At 66.6% G+C, this 13,092-nt stretch carries 7 protein-coding genes and 1 tRNA gene; all 8 read left to right on the top strand.

All coding sequences use genetic code 11. The annotated features are described in order from the left end of the window. Nucleotides 1-17 precede the first annotated feature (17 nt). The 8 genes from I5803_RS03030 (at nt 18) to I5803_RS02995 (ending at nt 12,959) form a co-directional block, all read left to right on the top strand. Nucleotides 18-1,529 (top strand): leucyl aminopeptidase, encoded by a 1,512-nt coding sequence (locus tag I5803_RS03030; protein ID WP_196984942.1) that lies wholly within the window; start codon nt 18-20, stop codon nt 1,527-1,529. A 7-nt stretch (nt 1,530-1,536) separates the two neighbouring features. After that, a complete protein-coding gene (locus I5803_RS03025) occupies nt 1,537-1,971 on the top strand; it encodes a DNA polymerase III subunit chi (RefSeq protein ID WP_196984941.1) in 435 nt (144 codons plus the stop codon). Continuing rightward, nucleotides 1,971-2,258, top strand: coding sequence for a hypothetical protein (locus I5803_RS03020; RefSeq protein ID WP_196984940.1), 288 nt, complete (start codon nt 1,971-1,973; stop codon nt 2,256-2,258). The genes I5803_RS03025 and I5803_RS03020 overlap by 1 nt, the downstream gene beginning before the upstream one ends. 157 nt (nt 2,259-2,415) lie before the next feature. Next, a complete protein-coding gene (locus tag I5803_RS03015; RefSeq protein WP_196984939.1) occupies nt 2,416-3,549 on the top strand; it encodes a branched-chain amino acid ABC transporter substrate-binding protein in 1,134 nt (377 codons plus the stop codon). 256 nt (nt 3,550-3,805) lie between these two features. Then, the gene (locus tag I5803_RS03010; protein ID WP_196984938.1) at nt 3,806-10,387 is read left to right on the top strand and encodes a HAMP domain-containing protein; all 6,582 of its coding nucleotides are present in this window, start codon (nt 3,806-3,808) and stop codon (nt 10,385-10,387) included. Further along, on the top strand, nt 10,372-12,474 hold the full coding sequence (locus tag I5803_RS03005) for a hybrid sensor histidine kinase/response regulator (RefSeq protein ID WP_196984937.1): 2,103 nt from the start codon (nt 10,372-10,374) through the stop codon (nt 12,472-12,474). Before I5803_RS03010 ends, I5803_RS03005 begins: the two co-directional genes overlap by 16 nt. Before the next feature lie 26 nt (nt 12,475-12,500). Next, nucleotides 12,501-12,591, top strand: a tRNA-Ser gene (locus tag I5803_RS03000). A 140-nt stretch (nt 12,592-12,731) separates the two neighbouring features. Then, on the top strand, nt 12,732-12,959 hold the full coding sequence (locus I5803_RS02995; RefSeq protein ID WP_196984936.1) for a hypothetical protein: 228 nt from the start codon (nt 12,732-12,734) through the stop codon (nt 12,957-12,959). The last annotated feature ends 133 nt before the right edge of the window (nt 12,960-13,092 follow it).

Genomic DNA, 13,092 nt, shown 5'->3' with positions numbered 1-13,092 from the left:
AAAGAAAACAGCGGATTATGGACTTCGAACTCAAGACCCTGGGACTCCCGGCCGCCGCCGGCGAGAAATGCGACGCGCTCGTGATGTTGGTCCCGGACGCGTTCAAGCCCGGCAAGGACGTGCTGTCGCGCCTGGCGGGCGATGCCGTCAAGGCGCGCGACCTCGACACCAAGGCCGGCAAGCTGCTGCAGGCCTACCGCAGCACCGGCGTCGCGGCGCCGCGCCTCGTGCTGGCCGGCTGCGGCGACGCCTCGGGCCGCAAGGTCCACACCGCCGTGGTGGCGGCGATGGGAGCGCTGCGCACCTCGGGCGCCAAGCGCCTCGTGATCTGCATGCCGGAGGGCGCGAAGGACGACGCCGTGCGCGCCGCGGTTCTCGCGACGGCCGAGTCGAGCTACGTGTATGTCGCGACGAAGTCCAAGCCCGAGGGCCGCGAACTGCGGCGCGTGGTGATCGGCGTGTCCGACGCCGCGCCCCGCAAGGTCGCGTTCGCCGCGGCGACCGCGGCGGCCAACGGCATCGAGTTCGCGCGCGAACTCGGCAACCTGCCGCCCAACCACGCCACGCCGACGCGCCTGGGCGAAGAGGCGAAGAAGCTCGCCAAGGCCCACGGGATGCAGTGCGAGGTGCTGGGCCCCAAGGAAGTCGCCAAGCTCGGCATGGGCTCCTTCATGGCGGTGGCCCAGGGCTCGGAGGAGCCGCTGCGCTTCATCGTGCTCAAGCACATGGGCGGCTCTCCCGGCGACGCGCCGGTGGTGCTGGTGGGCAAGGGCATCACGTTCGACAGCGGCGGCATCTCCATCAAGCCGGCGCAGGACATGGACGAGATGAAGTTCGACATGGGCGGCGCGGCGAGCGTGCTCGGCACCTTCCGCGCCATCGGCGAGCTCAAGCCCGCGGTGAACGTGATCGGCATCATCGCGAGCTGCGAGAACATGCCCAGCGGCCGCTCGATGAAGCCCGGCGACATCGTGAGGAGCATGAGCGGGCAGACCATCGAGATCCTCAACACGGACGCCGAGGGCCGCCTGATCCTGTGCGATGCGCTCACCTACGCGGAGCGTTTCAAGCCCCGCGCCGTGGTGGACATCGCCACGCTCACCGGCGCGTGCGTGGTGGCGCTCGGCGCCGTGCGCAGCGGCCTGTTCTCCAGCGACGACGCGCTGGCGCAGGCGCTCTCGCAGGCCGGCGATGCCGCGATGGACCCGTGCTGGCGCATGCCGCTGGACGACGAGTACGGCGACGGCCTCAAGAGCAACTTCGCGGACGTGGCCAACGTGGCCGGCCGCGCGGGCGGCGCCGTGACTGCGGCGAAGTTCCTGCATCGCTTCACCGCCGCCTACCCGTGGGCGCACCTGGACATCGCGGGCACGGCGTGGAAGAGCGGCGGGGCGAAGGGCTCCACCGGCCGCCCCGTGGGCCTCCTGTTCCAGTACCTGCTGGACCAGCAGAGCACGGCGCCGGCCAAGTCCGCGAAGGCGGCCAAGCCAACCGGCAAGTCCGTCGGCAAGCCCGCCAAACGCAAGTAGCCTTGCGATGACGGACGTCATGTTCCACTTCAACGCGCCCGACAAGCTCGGGCACGCGTGCCGCCTGCTGCGCAAGGCGGTGGGCTCGGGCGCGAAGGTGGTCGTGACGGGCGAGGCCGGCCTGCTGCGCGAACTCGATGCCGCGCTGTGGACGTTCTCGCCGCTGGAATTCATCCCGCACTGCCTGGGCAATGCGCCGGCCGCCGTCCTGTCCGCATCGCCCGTCGTGCTGACGCAGGCGGCGCGCACGGCGCCCCACCACCAGGTCCTGGTGAACCTCGGCGCCACGGTGCCCGAGGGCTTCGAGCGCTTCGAGCGGCTCATCGAGGTCGTCACCGTGGATGAAGAGGACAGGGGCCGGGGCCGCGAGCGCTGGGCCTATTACAAGGACCGCGGCTACGCGATCACCCGCCACGACCTGTTGTCGAAGGAAGCGGCCTGATGGCGCAGCGGTCCCCGCCCCGGTTCGTGCCGACCCTCACCGAGGTGGTGAGCCCGCAGGTCGAAACGCGCGCGACGGCCGCCTCGGGCCTGAGCCAGGAGCAGGTGATCCAGCGCGTGATGCAGCGCATCGACATCGCGCTCGAGCGCAAGCTGCGCGAGGCGATCGCGCAGACGGTGCTGGAGCAGACGCGCTCCATCGCCCCCGTGCTGCGCGAGGAGATCGAGGCTGTCGTGCGCGAGACAGTGGCCCAGGCCTTCCTCGATGAGCTCGGCCCCACGCCCTGAGCGCGGCGCCGCATTAGCTGCCTTGAGACGCCGCAAATCCGCCTTATCGGCTGCCGACCGGACATTTCCCTATGGCCCGGGTGCGGAAATTGCGATATGTTCGCGCCCGTTGAGCCTTCGATTAATTCTCAACCTTTTTCCTACTCTGGAGATCTCTATGCAAATGAAACTAAAACTGACGGTGGTGGCAGCGCTCGCATCCTTCGCGGGCTTCGCGGCGGCGCAGGATGTGCAGGTCGTCAAGATCGGCCACGTCGCCCCCGTCTCCGGCGCGCAGGCCGCGTACGGCAAGGACAACGAGAATGGCGCCCGCATGGCCATCGAGGACCTGAACGCGCAGAACATCGTGATCGGCGGCAAGAAGATCAAGTGGGAACTGGTCGCCGAAGACGACGCAGCCGACCCGAAGCAGGGCACCGCCGCCGCACAGAAACTGTGCGACGCGAAGGTCGCCGGCGTCGCGGGCCACCTGAATTCGGGCACGACGATTCCCGCGTCGAAGGTCTACAACGACTGCGGCATTCCGCACATCACGCCCTCGGCCACGAACCCCAACCTGACCAAGCCCGGCTACAAGACGACCTTCCGCCTGCTGGCCAACGACAACGCGCTGGGCGCGGGCCTCGCGTTCTACGCCGCCGATGGCCTGAAGCTCAAGACCGTCGCCGTCATCGACGATCGCACCGCATACGGCCAGGGCGTCGCCGAAGTGTTCAAGAACACCGCCAAGTCCAAGGGCATGACGGTGGTCGACGAGCAGTTCACGACCGACAAGGCCGTCGACTTCATGGCCATCCTGACCGCCATCAAGGCCAAGAACCCCGACGCCGTGTTCTACGGCGGCATGGACCCGCAAGCCGGCCCGATGCTGCGCCAGATGGAACAGCTCGGCCTCACGAAGCAGAAGTACTTCGGCGGCGACGGCATCTGCACGATGGACCTGATCAAGCAGGCCGCGGGCGCCAAGACGCTGGAGAACGTGATCTGCGCCGAAGGCGGCGCGTCGCTCGACAAGATGCCTTCGGGCAAGGCCTGGAAGGCCAAGTACGACGCGAAGTACCCGGGCCAGTTCCAGGTCTACAGCCCGTACGTCTATGACGCCGTCATGGTCCTCGTGGACGCGATGAAGCGCGCCAAGAGCGTCGACCCGAAGGTCTACACCGCCGAGATCGGCAAGACCAACTACAAGGGCGTGACGACTACCGTCCAGTTCGAGCCGAACGGCGAATTGAAGAACCCCGCCATGACGCTTTACACGTACAAGGACGGCAAGAAAATCGCCCTGAACTGATCGTTCCGGCGTGATCGCGAAAGCCGCCTTCGGGCGGCTTTTTTCGTTGTAAGCACCTGTAGTTTCCATGCCCTTGTTGGTGTAGGCATCCTCCTACAGCCCGCGCCGGTATTGGGTTTGCGGGCCATCCCCTCGCGCGCGCGGTTGTGATGAGCCATCGAACACAGTACCCTGCGCGCACTTGTTGAAGAGTTGAAAGACGCGCGCGCCCCGGCTGTGGGCGGTCGCGCGCCTGACCTATTGATCGGGGGCTGATATGGAAGTAGTGGCGAAATTGCCGACGGCGGATCAACGCGACAGCGAACTCAAGGCGATCCTCAAGGCGCTCGGCGCCTTCAGGCGGGGCGAGACAGGGGTCACCCTGCCGACCGAATGGGACGGCGTCTACGGAAAGATCGCCGCCGAGTTCAACGAACTCAGCGCGCAGACCGCGCGCACGTCGCAAAAGTTCAAGGCGATCGAATCCGGCCCGCGCGCGGGCACCAAGCCTCGCCGCGTGCCCGACGACAAGCTCTCGGGCTTCTGGCAGGCCGACGTCGGCGCCGTGAATTCGGTGCTCGACGAAATGGACGTGCTAGCCGACCACACGCGCACCTTCCTCGGCGCCCTCACCGACCTCAAGAAAGGAAGCATCTCGGCGCAGCTTCCCCAGGATTGGTCGGGTGTCTTCGGCAAGGTGGCCGACACCTTCAACGACGTGGTCGCGGAGAACGTGCGCATGTCGCACGAGCTCGCGCGCCTGTCGCGCGTGGTCGGCAAGGAGGGCAAGCTCAAGGAGCGGGCGCTCGTGCCCAATGCGAGCGGCTTCTGGCGCGACTCCGCCGAATCGATCAACTCGCTCATCGCCGACCTGGTGCACCCGACGTCCGAAGTGGCGCGCGTGATCGGCGCGGTGGCGCAGGGCGACCTGTCCAAGTCCATGGCACTGGAAGCCGACGGCCGGCCGCTGGAAGGCGAGTTCCTGCGCACCGCGATGATCATCAACAAGATGGTGCAGCAGCTGGGCACCTTCTCCGCCGAAGTGACGCGCGTGGCGCGCGAGGTGGGTACGGAAGGCAAGCTGGGTGGCCAGGCCGACGTGCAGGGCGTGGCCGGCACGTGGAAAGACCTGACGGACTCCGTGAACTTCATGGCCGGCAACCTGACCGCCCAGGTGCGCAACATCGCCGACGTGACGAAAGCCGTGGCGGCGGGGGACCTCTCCAAGAAGATCACGGTGGACGTGAAGGGCGAGATCCAGGAGTTGAAGAACACGATCAACACCATGGTGGACCAGCTGCGGTCCTTCGCCTCGGAAGTGACGCGTGTGGCACGCGAAGTGGGTACCGAAGGAAAGCTGGGCGGCCAGGCCGACGTGCAGGGCGTGGCCGGCACGTGGAAGGACTTGACCGACTCCGTGAACTTCATGGCCGGTAACCTGACCTCCCAGGTGCGGAACATCGCGGACGTGACGACCGCCGTGGCGGCGGGCGACCTGTCCAAGAAGATCACGGTGGACGTGAAGGGCGAGATTCTCGAGCTGAAGAACACGATCAACACGATGGTGGACCAGCTGCGGTCCTTCGCGTCGGAAGTGACACGGGTGGCCCGCGAAGTGGGTACCGAAGGAAAGCTGGGCGGCCAGGCCGACGTGCAGGGCGTGGCGGGCACGTGGAAGGACTTGACCGACTCCGTGAATTCCATGGGCTCGAACCTCACGGCCCAGGTGCGAAACATCGCCGACGTGACGAAGGCGGTGGCGGCGGGCGACCTCTCGAAGAAGATCACGGTGGACGTGAAGGGCGAGATCCTCGAACTGAAGAACACGATCAACACGATGGTGGACCAGCTGTCCTCCTTCGCGTCGGAAGTGACGCGCGTGGCGCGCGAAGTGGGTACCGAAGGCAAGCTGGGCGGCCAGGCCGACGTGCAGGGCGTGGCAGGCACCTGGAAGGACTTGACGGACTCCGTGAACTTCATGGCCGGTAACCTGACCTCGCAGGTGCGGAACATCGCCGACGTGACGACCGCTGTGGCGGCAGGCGACCTGTCCAAGAAGATCACGGTGGACGTGAAGGGCGAAATCCTGGAGCTGAAGAACACGATCAACACGATGGTGGACCAGCTGTCCTCGTTCGCTTCGGAAGTGACGCGGGTGGCGCGCGAAGTGGGTACCGAGGGCAAGCTGGGCGGCCAGGCGGACGTGCAGGGCGTGGCGGGTACCTGGAAGGACCTGACCGACAACGTGAACTTCATGGCCGGTAACCTGACCTCGCAGGTGCGGAACATCGCGGACGTGACGACCGCCGTGGCCGCCGGTGACCTGTCCAAGAAGATCACCGTGAACGTGAAGGGCGAGATCCTCGAGCTGAAGAACACGATCAACACGATGGTGGACCAGCTGTCCTCGTTCGCTTCGGAAGTGACGCGGGTGGCGCGCGAAGTGGGTACCGAGGGCAAGCTGGGCGGCCAGGCCGACGTGCAGGGCGTGGCCGGCACCTGGAAGGACTTGACCGACTCGGTGAACTTCATGGCCGGCAACCTGACGTCGCAGGTGCGGAACATCGCGGACGTGACGACGGCCGTGGCGGCCGGTGACCTGTCCAAGAAGATCACCGTGGACGTGAAGGGCGAAATCCTCGAACTGAAGAACACGATCAACACCATGGTGGACCAGCTGCGGTCCTTCGCGTCGGAAGTGACGCGGGTGGCCCGCGAAGTGGGTACCGAAGGCAAGCTGGGCGGCCAGGCCGACGTGCAGGGCGTGGCCGGCACGTGGAAGGACTTGACCGACTCGGTGAATTCCATGGGCGGCAACCTGACGGCCCAGGTGCGGAACATCGCGGACGTGACCAAGGCCGTGGCGGCCGGAGACCTGTCCAAGAAGATCACGGTGGACGTGAAGGGCGAAATCCTGGAGCTGAAGAACACGATCAACACCATGGTGGACCAGCTGTCCTCCTTCGCATCGGAAGTGACGCGCGTCGCGCGCGAAGTGGGTACGGAAGGCAAGCTGGGCGGCCAGGCCGACGTGCAGGGTGTGGCGGGTACGTGGAAGGACCTCACCGACAACGTGAACTTCATGGCCGGTAACCTGACCTCGCAGGTGCGCAACATCGCGGACGTGACGAAGGCCGTGGCGGCCGGTGACCTCTCCAAGAAGATCACGGTGGACGTGAAGGGCGAAATCCTGGAGCTGAAGAACACGATCAACACGATGGTGGACCAGCTGCGATCCTTCGCCTCGGAAGTGACGCGGGTGGCCCGCGAAGTGGGTACCGAAGGAAAGCTGGGCGGCCAGGCCGACGTGCAAGGCGTGGCCGGTACCTGGAAGGACCTGACCGACAACGTGAACTTCATGGCCGGTAACCTGACGTCCCAGGTGCGGAACATCGCCGACGTGACGAAGGCCGTGGCCGCCGGTGACCTCTCAAAGAAGATCACCGTGGAAGTGAAGGGCGAAATCCTGGAGCTGAAGGCGACGATCAACACCATGGTGGACCAGCTGCGGTCCTTCGCTTCGGAAGTGACGCGGGTGGCGCGCGAAGTGGGTACCGAAGGAAAGCTGGGCGGCCAGGCCGACGTGCAGGGCGTGGCGGGCACCTGGAAGGACCTGACCGACAACGTGAACTTCATGGCCGGCAACCTGACTTCCCAGGTGCGCGGTATCGCGAAGGTGGTGACCGCCGTGGCCAACGGCGACCTCGAACAGAAGCTGACCGTGGAAGCCAAGGGCGAAATCGCCGCGCTAGCCGACACCATCAACTCCATGACGGACACGCTCGCGACCTTCGCCGACCAGGTGACGTCCGTCGCGCGCGAAGTGGGCGTGGAGGGCAAGCTGGGCGGCCAGGCCAAGGTGCCGGGCGCATCGGGCACCTGGAAAGGCCTCACGGAGAACGTGAACCAGCTCGCGGCCAACCTCACGACGCAGGTGCGAGCCATTGCGGAAGTGGCCACCGCCGTGACGCAGGGCGACCTGACGCGATCCATCACGGTGGAGGCCCTGGGCGAGGTGGCCGCGCTGAAGGACACGATCAACGAGATGATCCGCAACCTGAAGGACACGACGCAGGTCAACACCGAGCAGGACTGGCTCAAGACCAACCTCGCCAAGTTCTCCCGGATGCTGCAGGGCCAGAAGGACCTGGTGGCCGTCGGTCACCTGATCCTGTCCGAGCTCGCGCCCGTGGTGGGCGCGCAGCAGGCGGAGTTCTACGTGCTGCGCTACACGCACGAGCAGCCCAAGCTGCGCCTGATGGCGAGCTACGCATCGGACGGCCACGGCTCCTACGGCAAGGAAGTCGACCTGGGCCAGGGCCTGGTCGGCCAGTGCGCGTACGACCGCAAGAAGATCCTGCTCACCTCGTCGATCCCGGAAAGCCTGCGCATTTCGTCCGGCCTCACGGAAGTGGCGCCGCTCAACGTGCTGGTGCTGCCCATCATCTTCGAAGGCCAGGTGCGCGGCGTCGTCGAACTCGCCTCGGTCGAGCGCTTCAACCCGACCCACCAGGCTTTCCTCGACCAGCTGACGGAATCGATCGGTATCGTGATCAACACGATCGAGGCCAACATGCGCACGGAAGACCTGCTCACGCAGTCCCAGTCGCTCGCGCAGGAATTGCAGAGCCGCCAGCAGGAGCTGCAGCAGACCAACGAGGAGCTGCAGGAAAAGGCCCGGCTGCTCGTCCACCAGAACCATGAGGTGGAGCGCAAGAACCAGGAAGTGGAGCAGGCCCGCCAGGCGCTGGAAGACAAGGCCAAGCAGCTCGCCCTGACCTCCAAGTACAAGTCCGAATTCCTCGCGAACATGTCGCACGAGCTGCGCACGCCGCTCAACTCGCTGCTGATCCTGTCGGACCAGCTGTCGAAGAACCCGGACGGCAACCTCTCGCCCAAGCAGGTGGAATTCGCCAAGACGATCCACTCGTCCGGCAACGACCTGCTGATGCTCATCAACGACATCCTGGACCTCTCCAAGATCGAGTCGGGCACGGTGGTGGTGGACGTCAACGAGCTGCGCCTTTCGGACCTGCAGCTGTACGTCGAGCGCACCTTCCGCCACGTCGCGGAGGCCAAGAACGTGGACTTCATGATCCACTCCGGCCTGAACCTGCCGACCTCCATGGTCACGGACGTGAAGCGCCTGCAGCAGATCCTGAAGAACCTGCTGTCCAACGCGTTCAAGTTCACGCACCAGGGCCACGTCACGCTGTCGGTGGAAGAAGCCTTCGCCGGCTGGACGCAGGACAACGAGGACCTCAACCGCGCCCAGCAGGTGCTGGCCTTCGCGGTGTCGGACACCGGCATCGGCATCTCCGGCGACAAGCAGCAGATCATCTTCGAGGCCTTCCAGCAGGCCGACGGCTCCACCAGCCGCAAGTACGGCGGCACGGGCCTGGGCCTCGCGATCTCGCGCGAACTCTCCAAGCTGCTCGGCGGCGAAATCCGCCTGTCCAGCGCGCCGGGGCAGGGCAGCACCTTCACGCTCTACCTCCCACTGGTCTACTCGGGGGTGCGCGGCTCGCGCCGCCCGGCGCAGATCACGGAAGCCCGCAACGACCCCGCCATCCCGCATGCCCGCCGCCCCGTGCGGCCCGAGATCGTCGAGGATGCCGTGGTGGTGGCCGACGAGGGCACGGTCGCCGCGAACGAGGCGGACGACGACCGCGACAGCATCCAGCAGGGCGACCTCGTCCTGCTGATCGTCGAGAACGACCTCGCCTTCGCGCGCTTCCTGCTGGACGCCGCGCGCGCCAAGGGCTTCAAGGGCCTGGTGACGGCGATGGGCGCCGGCGCGCTGACGCTCATGACCCAGTACAAGCCGTCCGCGGTGACGCTGGACATGTACCTGCCCGACATGGACGGCTGGCGCGTGCTCGACCGCATCAAGCAGGACATGGGGGCGCGCCACATGCCCATCTGCGTGATCTCCACCGACGACTCCAAGGAGCGCGCCTTCCGCTCCGGCGCGATCGCCTTCGTGGAAAAGCCCATCCAGTCCAAGGAAGTGCTGGACGCGATGCTCGACAAGCTGCAGTCGTACCTCGCGCGCCCGCAGAAGAACCTGCTGGTGGCGCTGAAGGACGTCGGGGCCCGCCGGGATTTCCTCGCGCAGGTCGAGGATGAGCAGATCCACGTGACGGTGGCCAAGAGCGCGGAAAAGCTGACCGAGGCGCTGGAGGAAAGCCGCTTCGACGCGGTGGTGCTGGAGGACGGCTTTCCCGGCGTCGAGCCGGGCGACGCCCGGCGGCTGCTCGCCGCGCAGGCGGAGATCGGCCCGCTGCAGCTGCTCATCTATCACGGGGGCGGCAAGGAAGCGGGCAAAATCCAGTGGCACTCGGACGATGCCATCAACGTGACCGAGGCGCACACGGTCACCAAGCTCTTCGACAGCACGCTGCTCGCACTGCACCACAATCTCGCGCGGCTGCCGGAGTCCAAGCGCGGGGCGATCAACGCGATCCACGAGTCGTCCAAGCCGCTGGCCGGCAAGCGCGTGCTCATCGTGGACGACGACATGCGCAACATCTTCGCGCTCGCCACCGTCCTGGAAGAGATCGGGATGGACATCGTCTGGGCGGACAACGGCCGGGACGCGATCACGCGGGTGGCGACCGACCCCCAGATCAAGGTCGTGCTGATGGACATCATGATGCCGGAGATGGACGGCATGGCGACGATGAAGGAGATCCGCAAGCTCCCGGCGGGCAAGAACCTGCCTATGATCGCTGTGACGGCCAAGGCCATGAAGGGCGATCGCGAAAAATGCATCGAAGCAGGCGCATGGGACTACCTCTCCAAACCGGTGAACACGCAGGATCTGCTGGCGGTCCTGCGGGCATGGCTGCACCAGTGATCACCAGCGCGGAAGCGACGGCGTCGCAGCAGCTGGGCGGGCAGGAGAAGGTCAACATCCTGGTGGTCGACGACCTGCCGGAAAAGCACGTCGTCTTCCGCAGCATCCTGGAGGAACTCGGCCAGAACGTGATCAGCGCGCGCTCGGGCAAGGAAGCGCTCAAGTTCATCCTGGAGATGGAGTTCGCCGTGATCCTGCTGGACGTCAACATGCCGGACATCGACGGCCTGGAGACGGCCAGCCTGATCCGGCAGTACAAGAAGTCCGCGCAGACCCCGATCGTCTTCATCACGGCGTACGTGGACGAGCGGCAGGCGGCCCGCAGCTACGAGCTGGGCGCGGTCGACTACATCCCGTCACCGGTCGTCCCCGACGTGCTGCGCTCCAAGGTGCGCGTGTTCGTCGAGCTTTTCCGCATGAACCGCCAGCTGCAGCAGCAGGCGGCCGCGCGCGAGGCGCTGGCGCGTTCCGAGGCGGCGCGCGAAGCCGCGGAACAGGCGATCGAGCGCTCCGATTTCCTTTCCCGGGCGAGCCAGTCGCTGTCGCGTTCGCTGAACCTCGAGGACACGATCCAGGCCTTGTTCCCGGTGGCCGTGCCCGTGCTCGGGGACCGCGCGACCTTCGTGCTGGCGACCGACGGGGTGCTCTCCCGCGTCGAACACTACCCGCCGGTGGAGGCCTCGGCACAGGAGATGCCCGCGGGCCTGCGCGCCGCGCTCGACACCGCGCTGGAGACCAAGGTCCTCGAGCGATGGGAAGAGGGCGGCCGGGCTTTCGCGGTCTGCCCGCTGCTCACCAACGGCAAATCGCGCGGCGCGCTCATCCTGGAAGCGCCCGCGGCGGCGATGGATTCGTCGCGCATCTCGCTGGCGCGCGACGTGGTCGCCCGCGCCTCGATCGCCCTGGAGAACGCGCGCCTGTACACGGCGGTGCAGGACGCGGACCGCCGCAAGAACGAATTCCTCGCGATGCTGGCGCACGAGCTGCGCAACCCCCTCGCGCCCATCCGCAATGCCGTGCACATCATGCAGGGCGATGACGTGACGCAGCCCACCATGAACTGGGCGCGCGACGTGATCGGCCGGCAGGCGGACCACATGGCCCGGCTGATCGACGACCTGCTGGACGTCTCGCGCATCGTGCAGGGCAAGGTGGTGGTCAAGCCCGAGAAGCTCACCCTGGCCTCGCTCGTGGAGCGTTCCATCGAGGCGAGCTCGCCCCGGGTCACGGGCCGCGACCAGACGCTGCACGTCGAGTTGCCCGAGGAGGGCGTGGTGCTGCACGGGGATGCGGTCCGACTGGCGCAGGTGCTGTCCAACCTCATCAACAATGCGTCGAAGTTTTCCGGGCCGGGCACGCGCATCGACCTGTCGGCGCGCTATGCGGCGGGCGAGCTCAAGCTCTCGGTCAAGGACCAGGGCGCCGGCATCGACGCGGGCTTCCTGCCGCACATCTTCGACCTGTTCGCCCAGGCGGACCAGTCGCTGGACCGCGCGCAGGGCGGCCTGGGCATCGGCCTCACGCTGGTGAAGCACCTGGTGGAACTGCATGGCGGCCATGTGGTGGCCCACAGCGACGGCGTGGGGCGGGGCACGGAAATCACCGTGACGCTCCCGGCCCAGCTCGAGGACGGGGCGGACGCGCCGTCCTCGGGGCCCGCGTCCCGCAAGGCCGCCGCGGAGGCGGCCAAGGCGCCGTCGCGCATCCTCGTCGTCGACGACCTCGCGGCCTCGGCCGAGACGCTCATGACCTTGCTGGAGATGGAAGGCTATGAAGTGCGGGTCGCCAACGAAGGGATGGAAGCCTTGCGCATCGCCGAGGACTTCCGGCCGGACGTGGTGCTGCTGGACATCGGCCTGCCGGGCATGAACGGCTTCGAGGTCGCGCATCGCCTGCGCCAGCAACCCGAGTCGCGCGATGCGCTCATGATCGCGCTCACCGGCTACGGCGAGGCGGAGAGCCGCACGCGCTCCGCGCAGGCGGGATTCGATTTCCATATGGTCAAGCCCGCGGACGTCAACCTGTTGCTGTCCCTGCTCGCCGATCCGCAGCAAGCGCGGCAGGCGAGGGCGGCAAGGGCGGCGTGACGCACTGCTACAATCGTGGGCTCGCAGGAGAGGTGGATGAGCGGTTTAAGTCGCACGCCTGGAAAGCGTGTGAGGGTTAATAGCCCTCCGCGGGTTCGAATCCCGCCCTCTCCGCCAAGACAAGGTCGCACGACCTCCCAGGAAGCCCCGAAAGGGGCTTTTTTTATGGCGATTTCGTGCCGCTGGATGGCCCTGCTGAGTCTCCTTCTTCCAACGCATGGGCACACATGCGCCGCACAGGCGATTAACATCGCCCGATGCCGCAACACCTGAAAGCCGCCATAGACGCCTGGCACATGGCCGATGCCGATGCGCGCGCCGCCGAGGCGCTCCTGAACCAGGCCTGGGAGCATCAGCTGCAACAAGGCACCCCCGTGCCTCCCGACCTGGTCGATGCGGTGAAGAAGGCGCGAAAGAAGGCCAACGAGCTTCTCAGCACGGCCACGGACCTCATGAGCCCCGACCACTCGAAGGGCAGGCCCTAGCCTTTCGCCGCTTCGCCGCCCGCCTGCGGTATTTCCATCCGCCGGGCTCTGTCTTAGACACACTAAGTGCCGCGCCGGCGCGTTGGGCACGCCTGCATTCGTGACTTTTTACCAACGCCCGGCCGCGGTGGCT

The sequence above is a fragment of the Caenimonas aquaedulcis genome (genome assembly GCF_015831345.1).
Lineage (GTDB): Bacteria > Pseudomonadota > Gammaproteobacteria > Burkholderiales > Burkholderiaceae_C > Ramlibacter > Ramlibacter aquaedulcis.
This window is presented reverse-complemented; position numbering and strand designations above follow the sequence as displayed.